This window comes from Rathayibacter agropyri (assembly GCF_013249015.1).
GTDB lineage: Bacteria > Actinomycetota > Actinomycetes > Actinomycetales > Microbacteriaceae > Rathayibacter > Rathayibacter agropyri.
The window spans coordinates 526,527-546,716 of record NZ_JABRPL010000001.1 but is presented as its reverse complement, the minus strand read 5'-3'; the positions used below and the strand labels follow the sequence as shown (position 1 = coordinate 546,716).

The window sequence follows — 20,190 nt, the reverse complement described above, 5'->3', positions numbered from 1 at the left end:
TATAAAGCCTCCCGCTCCCGCGGAGACCTCTCACGCGGCTCCGATAGAATTCGGCGCATCATGGCTACTTTCGGCACCCTCTCGGATCGACTCGTCGAGACCTTCAAGAATCTCCGCACCAAGGGCAAGCTCTCGGCCTCGGACGTCGACGGCACCGTCCGCGAGATCCGGCGCGCGCTGCTCGATGCCGACGTCGCGCTCGAGGTCGTCAAGGAATTCACCGGCAAGGTGCGCGAGCGCGCGCTCGGCGACGAGGTCAATAAGGCACTCAACCCGGCTCAGCAGGTCGTCCAGATCGTCAATGAAGAACTCGTCGGCATCCTCGGTGGTCAGTCCCGCCGTCTCGAGTTTGCCAAGCGTCCGCCGACCGTCATCATGCTCGCCGGTCTCCAGGGCGCGGGTAAGACGACGCTTGCCGGCAAGCTCGGCAAGTACCTCGGCAAGGACGGGCACACGCCGCTCCTCGTCGCGGCCGACCTCCAGCGTCCCAATGCAGTGCAGCAGCTTCAGGTCGTCGGCGAGCAGGCCGGAGTCGCGGTGTACGCGCCGGAACCCGGCAACGGAGTCGGCAACCCGGTCACGGTCGCCCGGGACGCGATCCGCTTCGCGACCGACAAGCAGTACGACACCGTCATCATCGACACCGCGGGGCGGCTCGGCGTCGATGCCGACATGATGAAGCAGGCCGCCGATATCCGCCGGGTCACGAACCCCGATGAAGTGCTCTTCGTCATCGACGCGATGATCGGCCAGGACGCGGTCGCGACGGCCAAGGCCTTCCAGGAGGGTGTCGACTTCACCGGCGTCGTCCTGTCCAAGCTTGACGGCGACGCTCGCGGAGGCGCTGCGCTCTCGGTCGCGTCGCTCACCGGCCGTCCGATCCTGTTCGCCTCCACGGGCGAGTCGCTCGATGACTTCGAGCAGTTCCACCCGGACCGCATGGCGAGTCGGATCCTCGACCTCGGCGACGTGCTGACCCTCATCGAGCAGGCGCAGGCCGCCTTCGACGAGGACGAGGCCCGCAAGGTCGCCGAGAAGATCATGAGCGACTCGTTCACGCTCGACGACTTCCTCGGCCAGATGCAGCAGCTGCGCAACATGGGCTCGATCAAGAAGATGATCGGCATGCTGCCCGGCGCGAAGGGCATGCGCGAGCAGCTCGACCAGTTCGATGAGCACGAGATCGTGCGCACCGAAGCAATCATCCAGTCGATGACGAAGGCGGAGCGGCAGAATCCGAAACTGCTCAACGGCTCGCGGCGCCTGCGCATCGCCCGCGGCTCCGGCATGACCGTGACCGACGTCAACCAACTTGTGCAGCGCTTCGAGCAGGCCGCCAAGATGATGAAGACCGTGGCCAAGGGCGGCATGCCGAACGTCCCGGGCATGGGCCCCGTGCCCGGCGCGGGCTACACCGCCCGTCCGAAGCCGCAGAAGAAGAAGGGCAGCAAGTCGGGGAACCCCGCCAAGCGGGCCGCCGAAAACGCGGCGCTGACGGCCGGACCGCGTTCCGGCGACGCGGGCGGCTCCGGCTTCGGCCTGGGTGGCGGCGCGACGGGCGCGCAGCCCACACCGGAGGAGCTGGAGCAGTTGCAGAAGCTCCTGGGCCGATGAGGTCGCGCAGGTCCAGGACAGCCGGCGTCCTCGCCTTTGTCGCGCTCGCGCTCACAGGGTGCGCCGGCGGATCCGGCGTGGAGACGAGGTCTGTGCCTGCGCCAGCGGATCTCGTAGGGCGCTGGGTGACCGGGGTCGCGTACAGCGCGCCCGACGTCCCGTTCCTCCTCCTCGCTGAGGACGGCACCTGGACGGGCTCGGACGGCTGCAACGGCGCGCAGGGCGAGTGGTCGATCGACGGCGAGGGCGCGCTCTCGGTGACCGCGGGCCCCAGCACCTTCATCGCCTGCGACGGAGTCGCTCTGCCGCGCTTGTTCTCGGAGTCGGCAATGGCGTCGCTCGACGGAGGACGCCTGCGCCTGTTCGATGACAAGGGCGCGACCACCGTCACGCTGGCCCGCTCGACCAGCGAGCAGCCGCCGACCGGGTCCCCGAATCCCGCGGGGGAGTAGGCGTTTCACCAGAAAAACGGGGATCCCCCCGCGCGCCCCCGCTCGCTAGCGTGAGGGCATGACAACAGCACTCGCGCGCCCCGTCCGCATCGGCGTCCAGATCGCTCCGCAGCACGTGCCCTACGAGGTCATCCGCGACACCCTCGCCGAGCTCGAGGACCTCGGCGTCGACATCGCGTTCAACTGGGACCACTTCTTCCCCCTCTCGGGCGAGCCCGACGGCCTGCATTTCGAGGGCTGGAGCATGCTCGCCGCCTGGGCCGAGCAGACCAGCCGCATCGAGTTCGGCCCGCTCGTCACCTGCAACAGCTACCGCAACCCCGATCTGCTCGCCGATATGGCGCGCACTGTCGACCACATCAGCGCCAAGGGCGCCGAAGGGCGTCTGATCTTCGGCATCGGGTCTGGCTGGTTCGAGCGCGATTACGAGGAGTACGGCTACGAGTTCGGTACTGCCGGCTCGCGCCTGAATGAGCTCTCCGACTCGATGCAGCGCATTCGCAGCCGCTGGTCGATGCTCAACCCCGCTCCCACCCGCGACATCCCCGTGATGATCGGGGGCGGCGGCGAGAAGAAGACCCTGCGGATCGTCGCCGAGCACGCCGACATCTGGCACAGCTTCTCGGACGTCCCCACTCTCGAGCGCAAGCTCGGCGTCCTCGCCGAGTGGTGCGGCCGGGTCGACCGCGATCCCGCGGCCATCGAAATCTCCACCGGCGCGAGCGTCCGTAGCGGTGTGGGCGACGCCTCCTTTGACGTGCTCGATCAGCAGTTCGATCTCGGTGCGCGCCTCTTCACGCTCGGTATCTCCGGCCCCACCATCGACCTCGCCCCCGTGCACGACCTGCTCAGCTGGCGTAACGCCAAATCGACCCACGAAGCGGTCTGACCCGGCAAAAACGACCCGGACGCGAGCGGGTCAGAAGTCGGGAGCGTCCGTCGCGCGCTGGTCGCTCGGCACCGGGTGCGCCAGTCCCGCCTTCTCCGCCGCACGCACGAAGGCGTCCGCCAGCATTTTCTGTCCCTCGATGGTCGGGTGGACATTGTCCTCAGCGAGCAGACCGTCCTCGCGCAGCGGGTCGGGGTACTCCAGCACCTCGCCACCGGCGGCCGTGACAGCCTCTACCAGCGCAGCGTCGTAGTCGTCAAGATCGCTTGGCCGCGGATCGGGCCCCCACACGGAGTCGACTGCGATCAAGCGCGCGTGAGGCGAGGCGGCGGCGATCGCGTCCACAGCGGGCGGTATCGCCGCCGTGACATCCTCCGGATCCCAGCCCAGATCATTGCTGCTCGCAATCAGGACAATGACATCGGGCTCCGTCTCCGCGATCTCCTCAGCGCGATCGCCGATCACCGCGTCGCAGGCGCCGGGCTCGATAAATCCGCCGCCGTCGCAGCCGAGATCTGTCACGCTCCAGCCCAGCTCGTCGCCAATCAGCGCAGGCCACGCTTCCGCGGGCTCCACTCCGAGCCCGCGGACGATGCTGTCGCCGACGACCGTGACGCGGGATCCCGCGGGAATCGAATCGCTGATCGCCGGAGGCTCCTGATCGGCCGTCTTCTCGGGCGGGGTCTCCCCGGACGGCTCGGTCTCCGCGGGCGCCTCCGTTTCCATCGGCGGAGCCACAGGCGCGGGCGACGCCGTGGTCGCTATCGTCAAGCTGGAGGGGGGCGAGCAGCCGGCGAGGCCGAGCGCGAGCACGACAAGCACCGACGCCGCGGCCGGGACACGGCGCTTCATGATCGCGGGTCCCGGAGTCCGTCGCGCAGTTCGCCGGCGAGCGCGCGCACCACCGCAGGCAGGTCCCCGTCATTCGCGGCGGCAGTGCGCCGCTGGCGCTGGTAACTCGCCCCCGCGACCAGGATGAGTTCGACGCCTGCCAGTTCTTCCTCGCAGCGGAGCCGCTTGGCCACCGGGGCGAGAGTGACGAGCAGACCGCGGATGTCGTCAGTGACGAGCCGCTCCGTTCCGGCCGAGTCGAGGATGATCTCGGCGTCCAGACCGTAGCGGGCCGCGCGCCACTTGTTCTCGCGGACGTACCAGGGCTGCATCGTCGGCAGGCCCTCACCGGCGTCCAGGCGTGAGGAGAGGTGCTCGACGAGGCACTGGATGAGCGCGGCGACCGCTGCGATCTCCTGGGCGGAGGAGAGACCGTCGCAGGCGCGCATCTCGATGGTGCCCCACTGCGGCGAGGGGCGGATATCCCAGCGCACCTCGGTGTGGTCGTCGATAACGCCGGTGCGCATCATGTCATCGACGTACTCCTCGTAGTTGGCCCAGGCGCCGAGCTGTGGCGGCAGTCCTGCCGTGGGCAACTGCTGGAACATCAGCGCGCGGTTGGAGGCGTAACCCGTATCGACTCCGCCCCAGAAAGGGCTGGAGGCCGAGAGCGCCTGCAGGTGCGGGTAGTAGCCGAGCAGCGAGTTCAGAATCGGCAGCACCTTGTCGCGGCGCTCGATCCCGACGTGTACATGAATGCCCCAGATCATCATGTTCCTGCCCCACCACTGCGTGCGGTCGATGAGCCGGTGGTACCGCTCCTTGTCGGTGATGCTCTGGTCGAACCACTGGGCGAACGGATGCGTCCCCGCGCAGACGAGGTCCAGCCCCATCGGATCAGTGATCTCGCGCACCTGCCGTAGCTGGTCCTGCAGGTCGGCGACGGCATCGCTGACAGTCGTGTGCACGCCGGAGACCAGCTCGACGGTGTTGCGCAAGAGCTCGCCGGTGATGTGCGGATGCGGGGCACCGTCGTCGCCGCGCAGCGCCTCCAGCACCACGTCAGCCACGTTGGCGAGGTCGCCTGTCTGCCCGTCGACGATCGCGACCTCCCACTCGATCCCGAGGGTGGAGCGGTCGGACGCGGCGAAGCTGATCTCCATAGCGTGGTCCTCATCGGATCCGGGCGTCCGCCAGTTCGGGACGCGCCCAGACATCCTCGCACCTGCCACCAGGGCGGACGCCGAGGCTCGGCGTAGACGCGCTCGGCCTTCGGCCCCGGGACACGAAAGGACCGGCCTGCAGGAGCAGCGTGCGGCGATGGTGTGCCGAGCCCGCGGCGGCGCGGTTTTTCTGGCAGAATGATCCGTCGGGTCCGAGGCGGTCGACCCTCTACTCACCGCCGACGAAACCCCCTCGAGCTTCCGCCGGGTGTGCCCCCACGCTCACGGCTCAGTTCATCCATCATCGACCGCACACCGGTCAACGACCACATAGGAGAATTGTGGCTGTCAAGATTCGTCTGAAGCGCCTCGGCAAGATCCGGGCGCCCTACTACCGCATCGTCGTCGCCGACTCGCGCACCAAGCGCGACGGTCGCGTGATCGAGGAGATCGGTAAGTACCACCCCACCGAGCAGCCCTCGTTCATCCAGGTCGACTCGGAGCGCGCACAGTACTGGCTCGGAGTCGGCGCTCAGCCGACCGAGCAGGTCGCCGCCATCCTCAAGCTGACCGGCGACTGGGGCCGCTTCCAGGGCGACGCCGACGCTGTCAGCACCGTCCAGGTGAAGGAGCCCAAGGCTCCGTTCGTCGTCGACGCCAAGAAGAAGCCCGTCCTCAAGCCGAAGTCGGAGGCTCCCGCCAAGGTCGCCGCGCCCGAGGCTGCCGCCGACGAGACCTCCACCGAGGCGTAGTCCGTGCTCGCTCCCGCCGTCGAACACCTCGTCAAGGGGATCGTTGAAAATCCCGCCGAGGTCCGCGTCGTGGCGACGAGCTCCCCTCGCGGAGAGGTCCTTGAGGTGCGCGTGCACCCCGAGGACCTCGGCCGCGTGATCGGACGCTCCGGTCGCACCGCCAAGGCCGTCCGTACCCTCGTCGCCGCCCTCGCCGACGGCCGTCGAGTGCGCGTCGACGTCGTCGACACCGATAAGTAGAGGTGACGGTCCCCGGTCCGGGCACGACGCAGCTCCGCGTCGCCCGACTCACCAAAGCTCACGGGCTCAAGGGCGCGATCAAGCTCGAGCTCTACACCGACGAGCCCGACAAGCGCTTCACCCCCGGAGCCACGTTCACGTTGCAGGTGCCTCGCACCTCCGAATGGCACGGGAAGACACTCGAGCTCGTCGAGTTGCGCTGGTACAACAGCCACGCGGTCGCGTTCTTCCGGGGCATCGACGATCGCAACGCCGCCGAGTCCCTTCTCAAGGCGATCCTCTGGATTGACGAGGAGGTGCAGACGCAGCCGGGCGAGGACGACTCCTGGTACGACTACCAGCTGGTCGGGATGAAGGTCCTCCGCGAGGGAGTCGAGGTCGGCACCGTGCGTCGCGTCGACCACTTCCCGGCGCAGGACTTGCTCATTGTCGGTACCCCCGCGGGCGAAGTGATGGTGCCGTTCGTCAACGCGATCGTGCCCTCCGTCGATCCCGTCGCGGGCGTCGTCACCGTGACCCCTCCGGTCGGCCTCTTCGAGGAGGCGCCGGAGGAGGAACCCGCCGCCGTTGACCTCAGCGGGGTCGATCTGGCAGATCCGACGCTCAGCGCTGCGGCGCCGGTCGATGACTCCGCACCCGCCGAGGAGGAGCCCCGGTCGTGAGGATCGACATCGTCACGATCTTCCCGGAGTTCTTCGGCGTCCTCGACATCAGCCTTCTCGGCCGCGCACGCCAGAGCGGGCTCATCGAGTTGGGCGTCCACGATCTGCGCGACTTCACCCACGACCGGCACCGTACCGTCGATGACACGCCCTATGGCGGCGGCGCCGGTATGGTCATGCGGCCGGAGCCGTGGGGAGAGGCGTTCGACGCTATCCTGGCGCCCGCCGCGGATCCGGTCGTGATCTTTCCCTCGCCTGCCGGAGAGGTCTTCACTCAGGCCACTGCGCGCGAACTGGCGGAGGAGTCGGCGCTCGTCTTCGGCTGCGGCCGCTACGAGGGCATCGACCAGCGCGTGATCGAGCACACCGCGGAGCGCGCCCGCGTCCGGATGATCAGCCTCGGCGACTACGTGCTCAACGGGGGAGAGGTCGCCGTCATGGCGATGATCGAGGCGGTCGGCCGCCTCGTCCCCGGCGTCGTCGGCAATCCCGCGAGCCTGGTGGAGGAGAGCCACTCCGACGGCCTGCTCGAGTACCCGAGCTATACCAAGCCCGCGTCGTGGCGGGGACTCGACGTGCCTCCAGTGCTGCTCAGTGGCAACCACGGAGCGATCGCCACCTGGCGCCACGAGCAGAGCGTCGAGCGCACCCGCCGCATCCGCCCCGAACTCCTGCCCTGACCCACCCCGTGGCCTCAGTCGCGGGCCGAGAGGACGATGTTCCCGGTGTCGGTGATCGCGATGGTGTGCTCCATGTGCGCTCCGCGCGAGCCGTCGCGGCTGCGCAGTGTCCACCCGTCCTTGTCGGTGAAGATCTCATCGGTGCTCTGCAGGAACCACGGCTCGATCGCGACCACGAGGCCCGGGCGGAGGGGGTAGCCGCGGCCCGCCCGACCGTCATTCGCGATGTGCGGGTCGCCGTGCATCGTCCGGCCGACGCCGTGGCCGCCGAAGTCGGTGTTGATGCTGAGGCCGTCGGCGCGCGCGACCGCGGCGATCGCGGCCGAGATGTCGCCGATCCGCTTGCCGGGCTGCGCCGCCGCGATGCCCGCCTCCAGCGCGCGCGTGGTGGTGTCGATCAGAGCCACGTCCTCGTCCCGCGGCGTCCCGACGACCACACTGATGGCGGAGTCGGCGACCCAGCCATTCACGGAAGCGGCAAAGTCGAGGGTCAGCAGGTCGCCGTCGCGCAGTCGGTAGTCGAAGGGGAGACCGTGCAGCACGGCATCGTTCACGGAGGTGCAGATGACCTTGCCGAACGGGCTGGCGCCAAACGAGGGATGGTAGTCGATGTAACAGGATTCGGCTCCGGCCCGGCGGATCATGTCGTGCGCGAGCCGGTCGAGTTCCAGCAGATTGACGCCGACGGCTGCCGCAGCGGCGGTGGCCTTCAGGACCTCGCCGACGAAGCGGCCGGCGGGACGCATCTCCTCAATCTCGGCGGGCGTTCGTAGCTCGATCATCCTGATCCTCTCGGGGTCCGCTGAGCCGTTGCTCAGCGGTGGTGGGTACGGTCGGTGCATGCGCACGCGACGGGCCTTCGGTTCTTGGCAGTTTCCGGCGGCGATCGTGCTGCCGCTCTGGATACTCCTCGGATACGGGCTCTTCGGAGGATCGAGCGGCTGGACCGTTCTCGGTCTCGTGATCGCCCTCCCCATTCTGTCGGTCGCCCTGGCCGTCGTGGCGAGCATCGTCGCTTTCCGGGTGACCGTGCGGCCAACCCGCACCCCCGAGTGGAGTGACGTCGCGGTTGTCGGTGCCTGGCATGTCTCCCTGGTCGCCTTCGGCTTCGTCCCTCCTGGCTGGGCAGCGCTGGGTTTGCTCTCTGTCGTGCTCGGAGTCGGCGCCCTGTGGTACTCCACCTGGCGCTTCCTGAGCGATGCCCGCGCCACTCTGCTCGCCTTCGCCACTGCATCCGCTGAGCACACGGAAGCCGCTCCCCGCCGGGTCGACGGCTTCGACCCCGAGCGCCCACAGGACGGCCAGACGATCGTCCTCTGACGATGACCTTCCCTTCAGATAGGGGCGAAAATCATTAGGGGCGAAGCGTCGAGTTGGTCGTTTTGACGTGAGTCGGCGCGCGTGGCAGAATGAGCACTTGTGCCCGCGCAGGCTCTGCCACAGGGGAGCCGCGACGACGTGGGTGCGCAACCGACTTCCATCATTGACACGGTGTTCGACCTGTGGCGGGCACGGAGAGCGATACAGCATGCACATCCTCGATTCCGTCGATGCGGCGTCACTCCGCAGCGATGTCCCGGAGTTCCGCGCTGGCGACACCGTCAAGGTCCACGTCAACATCGTTGAGGGCAACCGCTCGCGCATCCAGGTCTTCCAGGGCGTCGTTATTGGCCGCTCCGGCGAGGGCGTTCGCGAAACCTTCACGGTCCGCAAGGTGAGCTTCCAGGTCGGCGTCGAGCGCACGTTCCCCGTGCACTCGCCGGTCATCGACCACATCGAACTCGTCACCCGCGGTGACGTGCGTCGCGCGAAGCTTTACTACCTCCGCAACCTGCGTGGCAAGAAGGCAAAAATCAAGGAAAAGCGCGACGCCTGAGCGGCGTCCTCACGACTTCTCGGAACCCCGGTCCACCTATGATGGACCGGGGTTCCCTCGTTTCCGCCGGGGTCCCGTCCGGGAAGTCCACCCGGCGATGCACAGTAGGGGCGACCGCGAGCAATGACAGATAGTACGGCCCCCGTCCGCCTTCCCGGCGACGAGGAGCACGCCCGACACTCTGCGGAGCACTCCGGTCGGCCGCGTCGCCGCCGGGGCGTCCTGCTGTTCCTGCGGGATGTGCTCGTCATCGTGGTCGTCGCCGTTCTGGTCTCCTTCCTGGTGAAAACCTTCCTCATCCGCTCGTTCTATATCCCCTCCTCCTCGATGGAGCAGACTCTTGTCGAGAACGACCGCATCCTCGTCAATGAGTTGGTGCCCGGAGTCGTGCCGATCTCGCGCGGGGACGTCGTCGTTTTCCGAGACCCGGGCGGGTGGCTCTCTCCGAGCATCGAACCCTCCGTTCCCCCGATCCAGGCCGCGATCGACTCGGCCCTTTCGCTCGTCGGCCTCACCGCTCCGGACAGCAACGATCACCTGATCAAGCGCGTGATCGGCCTGCCGGGCGACCATGTCACCTGCTGCACTCCGCTCGGCCAGGCCGAGATCAATGGCAATCCGATCGACGAGCCCTATGTGAAGTTGCCCGATGGCGTGCAGGCCGTCTCGGCCACGCCATTTGACGTCGTCGTCCCGCAGGGCTCGCTCTGGGTGATGGGGGATAACCGCTACAACTCGGCCGACTCCCGCTACAACACCGATAAGCCCGGCGGCGGTTTCGTGCCGATCAGTAACGTCGTCGGCCGCGCCGTGCTGGTCACCTGGCCCCTGCAGCAGTGGGCGTGGCTCGACGACTACCCGTCGGTGTTCCGCGGAGTCGAGACTGCATCCGCCGAGGAGCGCCCGGACGACACGCAGAGCGGGCAAGGCTAGGTGGTCGTCGCGGATCCGACCCTCACCCAGGAGCGGCGCTTGTTCCGTCAGGGCTATGAGACGGTCATCGGCTGCGACGAGGTCGGCCGTGGTGCAATCGCTGGGCCTGTGTCGGTGGGAGTCGTGTCCATTCGGTCCCGCTGCGGGAAGTTCCCGACGGGGCTGCGCGACTCGAAGATGCTGGCGCCAGCGCGGCGCGAAGCCCTGTTTCCCAGCGTGGTGAAATGGGTTTCCGGCTGGGCGATCGGCGACTCCTCCGCCGACGAGATCGACGAGACGGGGATCATCGCCGGACTCGGCCGCGCCGCCTCCCGGGGCATAGAGCAGCTGACCGACCAGGGCGTCGACCTCAGCACCGCGGTCGTCCTCCTCGACGGTGCTCACGATTGGCTGTCGCCGGCGCTTGGACCCTGGGCAGGGGAACTCACCATCGTCACCCGCGTGAAGGCCGACCGTGACTGCGCGGCCGTGTCCGCCGCGTCCGTGCTCGCGAAGGTCAGCCGCGACACTCGGATGGTGCGCCACCACGACGACTTCGCCGACTACGCGTGGAAGAGCAACAAGGGCTATGGCAGCGCCGCGCACTGGGCGGGGATCGAGCGGGTCGGCCCGTCTCCGCTGCACCGGGTGACGTGGCTGTCGAAGTCGCGGGAGGCGGCCCGCCCGGTGGCGAGCGGCAATCGGGGTCTCGGCACCGGCGTAGGATTGTCCAACGATGGATGAGGACGAATTCGAGGACTACGACCGCGAGGTCGAACTGGCACTGTACCGAGAGTACCGCGACGTCGTCTCGCAGTTCTCGTACGTTGTCGAGACCGAGCGGCGCTTCTACCTCGCAAACGAGGTCGAGTTGGTCCGCCGCGACACCGAGCACGACTTCTACTTCGAGCTGACCATGCGCGACGTGTGGGTCTGGGACGTCTACCGTTCCGACCGCTTCGTGAAGTCGGTGCGCGTGTTGACGTTTAAGGACGTTAATGTGGAGGAGCTGTCTCGCAAGGAGTTCGAGCTGCCCAAGGAGCTCGCGCTTGACGAGTAGCGTGCGGGCACGAGCGGTGCATGTGTAGGTCTCGCTGTCAATCGGAGGCTGTCAGATGTGTGACACGGCGACTCGACTACGGCAAGTCCGTCTCGAGGACGCTGCTGAGCTAGCGAAGATCCTTGCGGCAAGTGCTGATCATCTACGACCATGGCAGCCTGCCCGTGATGCTCGGTATTTCACAGAGCCAGGTCAGCTAGTGACGATACGTGGGCCGCTGGACGCGGCTGAAGCGGGGCGTTCCATGCCGTTCGTCATCGTTGATGCGGAGGAGCGAATTGTGGGCCAGATCATGCTCAACGGCGTGACGCTTGGCGCGTTCCGCTCCTGTGCAATCAGTTACTGGGTAGGCGTGGGCCATCTGGGACATGGTCACGCAACTCGGGCCGTAGGTCTTGCCCTTAGCTACGCCTTTGATGAGTTGGGCCTTCATCGGGTGCAGGCTGAAACGCTGCCGGACAACGTTGCCTCGCAGAAGGTCCCCCGATCTGCGCGATTCTCCTTGTTCGGGAGCGCGCCCGGGTATCTGCGAATAAATGATGCATGGCGCGATCACGTGTTGTTTCAGAGACTGAATGAGGAACAGGCATGAAGTCGAGGGACGTGGGGCGATCAAGGCTCCGTGTGTCGGAACTGACGTATTGTACATGGCTTCATCGCACAGAGGGAGATGCGCTTCGTATGATGAGGGCGGCATTGAATCGGGGATACTAAACGTTCGATACTGCGAATGCCTATGGGAGCGCGCGCACCGAGACGGCTCAGCAGGTGGACTCGGTGATCAGCCCGGTGGCGAAAGAGCGGTCGAGGGTCTCTGCGAATCGGAACCAGCCGTTCGTCGTCGCTCTTATCGGCGCCTCGGCGCACGTCCTCGCGACGCAACTATCCGGTTACTACGTTCGCGATGAGGATGCCGAGAATGGTCAATATGACTGTGATATTGACGGCAATCAGAAGAGCTGCTAGATAGGAGGGACACGAATTCGATGCCATGAGGGTTATGCAAAATTGCTTCACGCGCTCAATGAAGGTGCTCCTGACTTGGGGTTTTGTGACGCTCGGGCGAGTTTTGCATAAGCCTCAGTCTGTCTTTATTGCCTGCGGCTCGCGAAGTGGGCCGCCGTCCTCAGTTCGCTTCCCCTGGGAGATGCTGTGTCCCGTGACCCGTACGCTGAAGATGAATACCCGACTCGCGATCGTCGGCCATCCCCAGAGGGAGACAAGGCATCGACAATTGTTCCCATTCTCATCTTGCTCGCCACTGGGGTGATTCTCTCCGTCGGTATCTTGATAGAGCAGATGGGGATTGCAGCCTGCAGCGGAGCGCCAGGCGTGTGCGACTTCGAGCTCCTGGGCGTCACGACCTGGATCACTCCGACGGTGACAGTCCTGTCCGCCGCATTATCGATCGTCGCCCTCTTCAGCTGTTCTCGCTGCCCGCGACTCACGCGATGGGTCCCGGTGATGGGAGCGATATTCGCTTTTCTTGCTTTCCTGATTGCGTCGTGGCTTATCTCGGTCGCACTCCACAGAGCGACCGGGTGAAGTGTTCGTTTCGTGAGGACGGGTTACGCCAGGCGTCGGTCGCTGCCGGGCGACTTAGTGGGATCGGCCCGTGGTTCTGCGCCCTCTGTCGTGATGTGTCGCGACAGTGATGGGTCATCCCTCCACAGCCTCTAATCGGCCGCCCCCTCCCCAGATTCGCACCTGCCGTCGCATCCGCAGGGCAGAATCGGCGACGCTTCCCGCAGGAGGTCGCATGGACAAGGACGAACTGGGGCGGCGCGGCGAGGAGATCGCGGCGGCGCACCTGGAAGCACACGGATTCGAGATTCTCGATCGCAATTGGCGGGTGCGCGAGGGCGAGCTCGACATCATCGCTCGGGAGGGCGCCGCGCTGGTCGTGATCGAGGTCAAGACGCGCTCGTCGACGCGCTTTGGGCTGCCAGTCGAGGCGATTACGCGGGCCAAGGCGCAGCGCCTGCGCAGGCTCGCTTATGCTTGGGCGAACGAGCATGGTGAGCGCTCGCGACACCTGCGGATCGACGCGGTCGGCATCATCGCACCTGGGGGAGTCCCGACTCAGGTGCGCCACCTCCGGGCGGTGGCGTGATGGGGCTCGGCAGGACATCCGCCGTCGGCCTGGTCGGCTTCGCGGGCGCCGTGGTCGGAGTCGAGGCGCACTCCGCTGACGGCACGCCCGGCATGGTGATCATCGGCCTACCCGACGCCGCGCTCTCGCAGGCGAAGGAGCGGGTTCGTTCCGCCGCGATCAATTCCGGTAGTGCGATCGCGGAGTACAAGATCACCGTCAATCTCTCGCCCGCCGCTATGCCCAAGCACGGCTCTGCGTTCGACCTCGCGATCGGGCTCGCGGCCCTGGCCGCCCTGCACGAGGTGGACGCCGAGTCGGTGGCATCCGTCGTGCACGTCGGCGAACTCGGCCTCGACGGCCGTCTGCGCTCGGTGCCCGGGGTGCTGCCCGCAGTTCTCGCGGCGGCCCGCGAGGGTCGCCGCAGGGTGATGGTTCCGGCTGAGGACCGTGCAGAGGCCGAGTTGGTCGACGGAGTGGAGGTGATTGCCGTGTCCTCGCTCGCCGCTGCCGCCGTCTGGCATGGCTTGGAGTGGGAGGTGGCGGTGCTGCCGGAGAGCGCGCCTGCGCCTGTCGCAGCCGTCGAGTCGCGGGCATGCCTGGATCTGTCCGACGTGGTCGGCAACGAGGAGGCGGCGGAGGCGATGATCGTCGCCGCCGCCGGCGGACACCACGTGTTTCTCCTCGGGCCTCCCGGCGCGGGCAAGACGATGCTCGCCTCCCGTCTTCCCGGCATCCTTCCCAATCTCGATGATGACGCCGCGCTGGAAGCGACCTGCATGCGCTCCCTCGTCGGCGCGTCGACCGGTGGGTCGCTGGTGCGGAGACCGCCCTTCGAGAACCCGCACCATTCCGCTTCCCCGGCGGCGATCGTGGGCGGAGGCAGCGGACGCATCAGGCCCGGCGCCGTGGCGCGCGCGACCCGAGGGGTGCTCTTTCTCGACGAAGCGCCCGAGTTCTCGGCCGTCGCGCTCGATGCACTGCGCCAGCCGCTCGAATCCGGAGTGATCCGCATTCACCGGGCGAACGCCGTGGCCGAGTTCCCGGCACGGGTCCAGCTCGTCCTCGCGGCCAACCCCTGCCCCTGTGGCCGGTTTGGGATCCCGGGCGAGACCTGTACCTGCGCACCGGCGCTGCGTCGCCGCTATCTCGCCCGGCTCAGCGGGCCCCTGCTCGATCGAGTCGACATCCGTCTCACCGTGCGGAGGGTCGGCGCCGCCCAGCTCGCGGCGCGCCGAGACTCGCCTGGGCTGACCAGTGCGCAGGCGCGCGCCAGAGTGGTCGAGGCTCGCGCGCGGGCGGCACATCGGCTCCAGGCGACGCCGTGGACGCTGAACGCAGAGGTCGCGGGCTCCTGGCTCCGCTCGGACGCTCTGCGGCCGACGATTGCCGAATCCCACTCGCTCGACCGCGCGCTCGAACGCGGACTCGTGACCATGCGCGGATACGACCGCGTCCTGCGCCTCGGGTGGACCCTCGCTGATCTCGACGGGGTGGAGCGTCCGACCGCGGCGCACCTCGCTCGAGCCCTCGTGCTGCGCGGAGGTGCCGCATGATCCCTACTGACCGGCTCTTCGACCGCGCTGAGTTGCGCGCCGTCGCGATGCTTCTGCCGGCGGATTCCGAGACGCCGGTCGGCGATAGCCGCGATGCCGCCGCCCGGTGCGCCTGGAGCTCGCTGACCGAGCCGGGAGACTCCGTGGCCGCCCTGCTGATCGAGCGCTTTGGCGCGGCGGAGGCGTTCGCGCACGTCGTGTCGTCGTCGTCCGCGGGGCAGATCCTCGCGGCGTCGTGGTCCGGCGAGAGCGGATCCGAGGAGGACCAACCGAATCCGATGTCGGCCGCTGCGGAGGCGGAGACGGTCACCTCCTCGGCCAGTGGCGCGCTCGCATCCGGGCTTGCGCGCTGGCGCCCCCGCGTCGATCGCGCACTGCTGTTGCGTCGCCTCGAGATCGCGCGGCGCCTCGACGTGCGCCTGCTCCTCCCCGACTCCGCGGGCTGGCCGGACTCCCTGGATGACCTCGGGTCACACGCCCCGCTCGTGCTCTGGTCGCGCGGCGATCCCGCCGCCTTCGACCCTGAGCACCGCCTCGCTCTCGTCGGCGCCCGTGCCGCCACCGGCTACGGCGAACACGTCGCCGCCGAGCTCGCGGCGGGCGCTGCCGCCCGTGGCGTGACGGTGGTCTCTGGCGGTGCCTTCGGGATCGACGCGGTCGCTCACCGCGCCGCTCTCGGCTCCGGCGGCCGTACTGTCGCTTTCCTCGCTGGCGGCGCTGACCGCCTCTACCCGACCGCCCACTCCGATCTGCTCCACCGGATTATTGCCACTCCGGGCTGCGCGGTCGCGACGGAGGTGCCTCCGGGTACGACTCCGACGCGATGGCGCTTCCTGCAGCGCAATAGGCTTATCGCCGCATCGACGGCCGCCACGGTGGTCGTGGAGGCGGGTGCCCGCTCCGGCTCGCTGAATACCGCAGGCCATGCCGCCGCCCTGGGCCGCCCGCTCGGGGCAGTGCCGGGACCGGTGACCAGCGCCTCCTCGGCCGGTTGCCACCGCCTTCTGCGTGAGTACGCGGCGACCTGCGTCACCTCGCCTTCGGAGGTCCTCGAACTGCTCGGAGTCGGCGAGGGTGACAAGTCTGCGCGAGCGCTGACGAGCACAGAGACCCGCGTCGTCGAGGTACTGCGCGCCCACGGTGCGCGAGACGCGGTCGATATCGCGCGCGACTCCGGCGAAACCCTCGGTGACACCCTCTCAGTGCTGGGAGCGTTGCTCGGAGAGGGACTGGTCAAGCGGACCGAGGACGGAGGCTGGTCGATGACCTCCGGCTGACGGGCCCGCCGCGCGGAGTCCGTGTCGGCGGTCCCACCTACGCTGGAGGTCGACCGACGAGGGGAACGGCATGGACGAGTCAGCGGCACGGAACGGCGGAGTAGCGCACCCGCAACTCGGGCACTTCAGTGCGGCCGAGCGGGTGATCGCGCACTTCAGCGACACGCACATCCTCGCGAATGGTGCGCCGCTCTATGGGACGGTCGACACCGTCGCGCGGCTCGCACAGGCGGTCGAGCGGCTTCTCGAGCGGGGCGGGCGCCTCGACGCGATCGTGGTCACGGGAGACGTGGCAGACCGCGGCGAACAGGACGCCTACCGGCGAGTGCGGGCGCAGCTCGATCCGCTGGGCCAGCGGTTCGGCTGCCCGATCGTCTGGGTGATGGGCAACCACGACGAGCGCGGCGCGTTCCGGCGGGTGCTCCTCGCCCTCGACGGGGTAGGCCCGCTCGACCAGGTCGTCGATCTGGGCGGACTCCGGCTGATCGCCCTTGACAGTGCGGTCCCGGGCTTCCATCACGGCGCCCTCACCGACGAGCAGTTGGAGTGGCTGGCCGTCGAACTCGTGACGCCCGCGCCACTGGGGACGATCCTCGCGCTGCACCATCCGCCGCTGCCGACACCGCTGGGTGCGATGACGGTGCTCGAGTTGCGGGGCATGGACCAGCTCGAGGAGGTGGTGCGCGGCACGGACGTCCGCGCGATCCTCGGCGGTCACCTGCACTACCCGACCGCGGCCACCTTCGCGGGAGTGCCGGTCTTCGTCGCCGGCGCCACCGGCTACACGATGGACCTCGGTGCGCCCGAGCGGGAGCTAGCCGGGATCGACGGAGCGCAGAGCTTCTCCCTCGTCCACGTCCATCCCGAGACCGTTACGACAGCATTCGTGCCGACCGCCCGGGCGCCGATCGCGACCCGCTTCGGCACCGATCTGCTCGACCGGCTCGAAGCGCTCGACGAGCAGGGGCGGATCGACCTCTGGTCGCGGATGCCCGACGGCTCATGACCGACGAGACGCTCGCGATGTCGGTCGAGCAGTTCCTCCGCTACGTGCTCGACGAGCGCTCGCTCTCGCCCGCCACGGCGAAGGCATACCGCTCCGACCTCGCGCGGCTCGTCGCCCACGCCGAGAGCCGCGGACAGCGCGGCACCGCCGAACTCGACCTCGAGCTGCTGCGAGAGTGGCTCTGGCGGGAGTCGGAGTCCGGGATCGCCCGGGCGACGCTCGCCCGGCGCACCGCCTCCGTCCGGTCTTTCTCCTCCTGGGCGCAGCGGACGGAGCGACTCCCGATCGATGTCGCCGCCCGGCTCAAGACGCCGAAGGCTGGTCGCACCCTCCCTCGCGTGCTCACGCAGCCGCAGACTCAGCAGGTGCTCGACGTAGTCGCCGCCCGCGGGGCGATGGACGATCCGGTCGCGGTGCGCGACCTGGCGATCATCGAGTTGCTGTACGCCTCGGGTATCCGCGTCTCGGAACTCGTGGCCATCGACACGACCGACGTCGATCTCGGCCGCCTCACTGTGCTGGTCACAGGCAAGGGCGCGAAGCAGCGGGTCGTCCCGTTCGGCGTCCCCGCGAAGGAGGCGCTCATCGCCTACCTCGACGCGGCCCGCCCCCTGCTCGACACCGGCGACGGCAGCCGTGCTCTCCTCCTCGGCCGTCGCGGCGCCCGGCTTACCCCGCGCACGGTGTACGGAGTCGTCGCCCGTCTTCTCGACGGCGGCCAGGGCTCCGGACCATCTGGCCCGCACACCCTGCGCCATACTGCGGCCACCCATCTGCTCGACGGGGGAGCGGATCTGCGCGCGGTCCAGGAGCTGCTCGGTCACGCGAGTCTCGGCACCACGCAGATCTACACGCACGTCTCGACCGAGCGCATCCGCGACGCCTACAGGCTCGCGCATCCCCGGGCGTGACGTTGGGCGAGCCACGATGCCGTCCATCGGCAGCAACACCGCACGCGGGATGCCGCCGAAGAAGCGCAGTGGCGACACGTACTCCCCGCGCTCCCGCACTCCGAGGTGCACGCACCGGCCGTCGCAGTGCCCGCCGGTGCCGACGACTCCGATCGGTGCTCCTGGAGCGACGGACTGGCCGGTTACCACCGAGGCCTCGACCGGTTCGACGGTCGATACCAGCCCGTCGGCGTGCGTGATGCTCACCACCGCTCGATCGACCACGCGTCCGGCGAACGACACCCTTCCTGCGGCGACCGCGACGACCTGCTGACCCACAGTCGCAGCGAGGTCGATGCCGCGATGCCCGGCGGCGTAGTGGTGCGCGGGCGTGCCCCAGGGCGAGACGACCCGGAAATCGGGGACCGGCGAGGTCCACAGCGGTGAGAGCAGCGCGATCACAAGGAGGATACCGGGATGTAAAACTGGGGAGCGGAGCATGTCTCCACCCTCACGAGTCGGGAGTAGTCGCGGACCAATTCGGCTGAAACCAGTGGAGAAAATGCTGCTAATCGGCCTGTGAAGGGACGACATTCCTCGGTCCTAGAGCGCAACCCGTCCCGGCGCGCTCCGGGGCTGGAGTAACGTGCCCGTGATCGGGATCGGGAGCAGCACCAGCGCCCCCACCGGCGGCGAGAATCGGAGACGACCATGACCAGCGGACGATCTGACACCACCAGCGGGCGGGCGGACATCCCGAACCCCTCGGCGGCGAAGCTGAAGAGGAAGGTCATCGGCCTCGCGATTGCGGCGGCTGTCGGCGGTTTCCTCTTTGGCTTCGATTCCTCAGTGGTCAACGGCGCCGTCGAGGCAGTGCAGGGCGAGTTCCGACTCTCGGCGGCCCTGATCGGCTTCGCCGTCGCCTCAGCCTTGCTCGGCTGCGCACTGGGCGCTTACCTCGCGGGCCGCCTGGCCGACCGCTGGGGCCGCATCAAGGTCATGCTGCTCGGAGCGGCCCTGTTCTTCGTCTCGTCGATCGGCGCGGGCGCCGCCTTCGCGGTCTGGGACCTGGTGCTCTGGCGCGTCGTCGGTGGCCTCGGCATCGGCATCGCGTCCGTCATTGCACCGACCTACATCTCGGAAATCGCGCCAAAAGCGATCCGCGGAGCTCTGGCCTCGCTGCAGCAACTCGCGATTACGCTCGGCATTTTCGCGGCCCTGCTCTCGGACACCCTGATCGCGACCGGCGCGAACGGTGCCTCGGAGCCCTTCTGGCTCGGTGTGGCAGCCTGGCGCTGGATGTTCATCGCCTGCGCCGTGCCCGCCGTTATTTACGGTCTTTTGGCACTGACGCTCCCAGAGTCGCCGCGTTACCTGGCCACCCAGGGCCGCTCCGAGGACGCTCGTGCGGTCCTCGCGACGGTGACGCCGCGTGACGAGGTCGACGAGGCTCTCGCGGACATTCAGAAGAGGATCGACGAGGACGCCGAGAACGCGAAGCGTTCCAGCCTGCGCGGACCGGCGCTGGGCCTGCTCCCGGTGGTCTGGGTCGGAATTCTGCTGTCGGTGTTCCAGCAGTTCGTCGGCATCAACGTGATCTTCTATTACTCCACGTCGCTGTGGAGCGCGGTCGGCTTCGATGAATCGAACTCGTTCGCGATCTCGGTCTTCACCTCTGTGGTGAACGTGGTTGTGACCTTCGTCGCGATCTTCCTGGTCGACAAGGTCGGCCGAAAGCCTCTGCTGCTAGTCGGCTCCGCCGGGATGGCGATGTCGCTCGCGCTGATGGCGATCGCTTTCAGCCAGTCGACGATCAGCGGCGAGGCCGTCTCGCTGCCCGGTGCGTGGGGTCCGATCGCGCTGGTCTCGGCAAACGCTTTCGTCGTCTTCTTCGGCGCCACCTGGGGCCCGCTGGTCTGGGTGCTGCTCGGCGAGATGTTCCCGAACCGGATCCGCGCCGCGGCCCTCGGCCTTGCTGCCTCAGCTCAGTGGATTGCGAACTTCGTCATTACGGTGACCTTCCCGATCCTCTCGCAGGAGGTATCGCTCACCCTCGCTTACGGTCTCTACGCGGCGTTCGCGGCGATCTCGTTCGTTTTTGTCTTCATGTTCGTGCCCGAGACCAAGGGTCGCTCGCTGGAGGAGATGGACACGCTGCACATCCGCACCGTGATGAAGTCGGCACGCAAGGCGCGCAAGTAGCACCTCCCTCCCGCAGCGGCAAGGTCGGCCGCCACC

General features: G+C 68.0%; 22 protein-coding genes and 1 pseudogene. 19 read left to right on the top strand and 4 right to left on the bottom strand.

Annotated features, from left to right (window positions below; translation table 11 throughout):
* Nucleotides 1-60 precede the first annotated feature (60 nt).
* The 3 genes from ffh (at nucleotide 61) to HRF29_RS02520 (ending at nucleotide 2,955) form a co-directional block, all read left to right on the top strand.
* Nucleotides 61-1,614, top strand: a complete 1,554-nt coding sequence (ffh, locus tag HRF29_RS02530) for a signal recognition particle protein (protein WP_173244159.1) — start codon at nucleotides 61-63, stop codon at nucleotides 1,612-1,614.
* Between the two features lie 125 nt (nucleotides 1,615-1,739).
* A complete protein-coding gene (locus HRF29_RS02525) occupies nucleotides 1,740-2,066 on the top strand; it encodes an META domain-containing protein (RefSeq protein ID WP_173244156.1) in 327 nt (108 codons plus the stop codon).
* Nucleotides 2,067-2,124: 58 nt separating this feature from the next.
* Nucleotides 2,125-2,955, top strand: a complete 831-nt coding sequence (locus tag HRF29_RS02520) for an LLM class F420-dependent oxidoreductase (RefSeq protein ID WP_173244153.1) — start codon at nucleotides 2,125-2,127, stop codon at nucleotides 2,953-2,955.
* A 30-nt stretch (nucleotides 2,956-2,985) separates the two neighbouring features.
* Here the strand turns inward: HRF29_RS02520 and HRF29_RS02515 are convergent, their stop codons facing one another.
* A complete protein-coding gene (locus HRF29_RS02515) occupies nucleotides 2,986-3,807 on the bottom strand; it encodes an SGNH/GDSL hydrolase family protein (protein ID WP_173244150.1) in 822 nt (273 codons plus the stop codon).
* On the bottom strand, nucleotides 3,804-4,949 hold the full coding sequence (locus HRF29_RS02510) for a glutamate--cysteine ligase (protein WP_173244147.1): 1,146 nt from the start codon (nucleotides 4,947-4,949) through the stop codon (nucleotides 3,804-3,806). The genes HRF29_RS02515 and HRF29_RS02510 overlap by 4 nt, the downstream gene beginning before the upstream one ends.
* A gap of 341 nt (nucleotides 4,950-5,290) precedes the next feature.
* Between HRF29_RS02510 and rpsP the strand changes: the two genes are divergently transcribed.
* Genes rpsP through trmD form a run of 4 tightly spaced genes read left to right on the top strand, consistent with a single transcriptional unit; the run spans nucleotide 5,291 to nucleotide 7,283 of the window.
* Nucleotides 5,291-5,701, top strand: a complete 411-nt coding sequence (gene rpsP / locus HRF29_RS02505) for a 30S ribosomal protein S16 (protein WP_173244144.1) — start codon at nucleotides 5,291-5,293, stop codon at nucleotides 5,699-5,701.
* A gap of 3 nt (nucleotides 5,702-5,704) precedes the next feature.
* Complete coding sequence (locus HRF29_RS02500; RefSeq protein WP_104264637.1) at nucleotides 5,705-5,941, top strand: RNA-binding protein; 237 nt, start codon at nucleotides 5,705-5,707, stop codon at nucleotides 5,939-5,941.
* 2 nt (nucleotides 5,942-5,943) lie between these two features.
* Nucleotides 5,944-6,603 (top strand): ribosome maturation factor RimM, encoded by a 660-nt coding sequence (rimM, locus tag HRF29_RS02495; protein ID WP_173244141.1) that lies wholly within the window; start codon nucleotides 5,944-5,946, stop codon nucleotides 6,601-6,603.
* Nucleotides 6,600-7,283, top strand: coding sequence for a tRNA (guanosine(37)-N1)-methyltransferase TrmD (trmD, locus tag HRF29_RS02490; RefSeq protein ID WP_173244138.1), 684 nt, complete (start codon nucleotides 6,600-6,602; stop codon nucleotides 7,281-7,283). The genes rimM and trmD overlap by 4 nt, the downstream gene beginning before the upstream one ends.
* A gap of 14 nt (nucleotides 7,284-7,297) precedes the next feature.
* Here the strand turns inward: trmD and map are convergent, their stop codons facing one another.
* A complete protein-coding gene (gene map, locus HRF29_RS02485; protein ID WP_173244135.1) occupies nucleotides 7,298-8,065 on the bottom strand; it encodes a type I methionyl aminopeptidase in 768 nt (255 codons plus the stop codon).
* Between the two features lie 58 nt (nucleotides 8,066-8,123).
* Here map and HRF29_RS02480 point away from each other — a divergent pair, with 58 nt between their 5' ends.
* The 11 genes from HRF29_RS02480 to HRF29_RS02430 all read left to right on the top strand — a co-directional run bounded on the left by HRF29_RS02480 (nucleotide 8,124) and on the right by HRF29_RS02430 (nucleotide 17,973).
* A complete protein-coding gene (locus HRF29_RS02480; protein ID WP_173244132.1) occupies nucleotides 8,124-8,603 on the top strand; it encodes a hypothetical protein in 480 nt (159 codons plus the stop codon).
* A gap of 208 nt (nucleotides 8,604-8,811) precedes the next feature.
* A complete protein-coding gene (gene rplS / locus HRF29_RS02475; RefSeq protein WP_068210700.1) occupies nucleotides 8,812-9,159 on the top strand; it encodes a 50S ribosomal protein L19 in 348 nt (115 codons plus the stop codon).
* Between the two features lie 123 nt (nucleotides 9,160-9,282).
* Nucleotides 9,283-10,092, top strand: coding sequence for a signal peptidase I (gene lepB, locus HRF29_RS02470; RefSeq protein ID WP_173244129.1), 810 nt, complete (start codon nucleotides 9,283-9,285; stop codon nucleotides 10,090-10,092).
* Nucleotides 10,093-10,815 carry a ribonuclease HII gene (locus HRF29_RS02465; RefSeq protein WP_173244126.1) on the top strand — a complete coding sequence of 241 codons (723 nt, stop codon included), beginning with the start codon at nucleotides 10,093-10,095 and terminating at the stop codon, nucleotides 10,813-10,815. It abuts the gene before it with no gap.
* Nucleotides 10,808-11,131, top strand: a complete 324-nt coding sequence (locus HRF29_RS02460) for a DUF2469 family protein (RefSeq protein WP_056044100.1) — start codon at nucleotides 10,808-10,810, stop codon at nucleotides 11,129-11,131. The genes HRF29_RS02465 and HRF29_RS02460 overlap by 8 nt, the downstream gene beginning before the upstream one ends.
* A gap of 55 nt (nucleotides 11,132-11,186) precedes the next feature.
* Nucleotides 11,187-11,723 carry a GNAT family N-acetyltransferase gene (locus HRF29_RS02455; protein WP_173244123.1) on the top strand — a complete coding sequence of 179 codons (537 nt, stop codon included), beginning with the start codon at nucleotides 11,187-11,189 and terminating at the stop codon, nucleotides 11,721-11,723.
* A 1,167-nt stretch (nucleotides 11,724-12,890) separates the two neighbouring features.
* On the top strand, nucleotides 12,891-13,244 hold the full coding sequence (locus tag HRF29_RS02450; protein WP_104264646.1) for a YraN family protein: 354 nt from the start codon (nucleotides 12,891-12,893) through the stop codon (nucleotides 13,242-13,244).
* Nucleotides 13,244-14,779, top strand: coding sequence for a YifB family Mg chelatase-like AAA ATPase (locus HRF29_RS02445; RefSeq protein WP_173244120.1), 1,536 nt, complete (start codon nucleotides 13,244-13,246; stop codon nucleotides 14,777-14,779). Before HRF29_RS02450 ends, HRF29_RS02445 begins: the two co-directional genes overlap by 1 nt.
* Entirely contained in the window at nucleotides 14,776-16,056 is a 1,281-nt protein-coding gene (gene dprA / locus HRF29_RS02440) for a DNA-processing protein DprA (protein ID WP_246226579.1), read from the top strand. Before HRF29_RS02445 ends, dprA begins: the two co-directional genes overlap by 4 nt.
* Nucleotides 16,057-16,126: 70 nt before the next feature.
* Entirely contained in the window at nucleotides 16,127-17,062 is a 936-nt protein-coding gene (locus HRF29_RS02435; RefSeq protein ID WP_173244117.1) for a phosphodiesterase, read from the top strand.
* Nucleotides 17,059-17,973, top strand: a complete 915-nt coding sequence (locus tag HRF29_RS02430; protein WP_173244114.1) for a tyrosine recombinase XerC — start codon at nucleotides 17,059-17,061, stop codon at nucleotides 17,971-17,973. The genes HRF29_RS02435 and HRF29_RS02430 overlap by 4 nt, the downstream gene beginning before the upstream one ends.
* 81 nt (nucleotides 17,974-18,054) lie before the next feature.
* On the opposite strand, the pseudogene HRF29_RS15435 reads toward HRF29_RS02430, so the two are convergent.
* A pseudogene (locus HRF29_RS15435) lies at nucleotides 18,055-18,453 on the bottom strand (murein hydrolase activator EnvC family protein); the annotation flags it as partial.
* A gap of 210 nt (nucleotides 18,454-18,663) precedes the next feature.
* On the opposite strand from HRF29_RS15435, the gene HRF29_RS02420 reads away from it, so the two are divergent.
* The gene (locus HRF29_RS02420; protein ID WP_173244111.1) at nucleotides 18,664-20,154 is read left to right on the top strand and encodes a sugar porter family MFS transporter; all 1,491 of its coding nucleotides are present in this window, start codon (nucleotides 18,664-18,666) and stop codon (nucleotides 20,152-20,154) included.
* The last annotated feature ends 36 nt before the right edge of the window (nucleotides 20,155-20,190 follow it).

Coding starts and splice junctions, on each gene's coding strand:
- HRF29_RS02520 (WP_173244153.1), top strand. CDS start 2,125: ATGACAACAGCACTCGCGCGCCCCGTCCGCATCGGCGTCCAGATCGCT.
- HRF29_RS02515 (WP_173244150.1), bottom strand. CDS start 3,807: ATGAAGCGCCGTGTCCCGGCCGCGGCGTCGGTGCTTGTCGTGCTCGCG.
- map (WP_173244135.1), bottom strand. CDS start 8,065: ATGATCGAGCTACGAACGCCCGCCGAGATTGAGGAGATGCGTCCCGCC.
- HRF29_RS02420 (WP_173244111.1), top strand. CDS start 18,664: ATGACCAGCGGACGATCTGACACCACCAGCGGGCGGGCGGACATCCCG.
- HRF29_RS02460 (WP_056044100.1), top strand. CDS start 10,808: ATGGATGAGGACGAATTCGAGGACTACGACCGCGAGGTCGAACTGGCA.
- HRF29_RS02450 (WP_104264646.1), top strand. CDS start 12,891: ATGGACAAGGACGAACTGGGGCGGCGCGGCGAGGAGATCGCGGCGGCG.
- dprA (WP_246226579.1), top strand. CDS start 14,776: ATGATCCCTACTGACCGGCTCTTCGACCGCGCTGAGTTGCGCGCCGTC.
- HRF29_RS02430 (WP_173244114.1), top strand. CDS start 17,059: ATGACCGACGAGACGCTCGCGATGTCGGTCGAGCAGTTCCTCCGCTAC.
- ffh (WP_173244159.1), top strand. CDS start 61: ATGGCTACTTTCGGCACCCTCTCGGATCGACTCGTCGAGACCTTCAAG.
- HRF29_RS02510 (WP_173244147.1), bottom strand. CDS start 4,949: ATGGAGATCAGCTTCGCCGCGTCCGACCGCTCCACCCTCGGGATCGAG.
- rplS (WP_068210700.1), top strand. CDS start 8,812: ATGCACATCCTCGATTCCGTCGATGCGGCGTCACTCCGCAGCGATGTC.
- HRF29_RS02435 (WP_173244117.1), top strand. CDS start 16,127: ATGGACGAGTCAGCGGCACGGAACGGCGGAGTAGCGCACCCGCAACTC.
- HRF29_RS02455 (WP_173244123.1), top strand. CDS start 11,187: ATGTGTGACACGGCGACTCGACTACGGCAAGTCCGTCTCGAGGACGCT.
- HRF29_RS02480 (WP_173244132.1), top strand. CDS start 8,124: ATGCGCACGCGACGGGCCTTCGGTTCTTGGCAGTTTCCGGCGGCGATC.
- lepB (WP_173244129.1), top strand. CDS start 9,283: ATGACAGATAGTACGGCCCCCGTCCGCCTTCCCGGCGACGAGGAGCAC.
- HRF29_RS02445 (WP_173244120.1), top strand. CDS start 13,244: ATGGGGCTCGGCAGGACATCCGCCGTCGGCCTGGTCGGCTTCGCGGGC.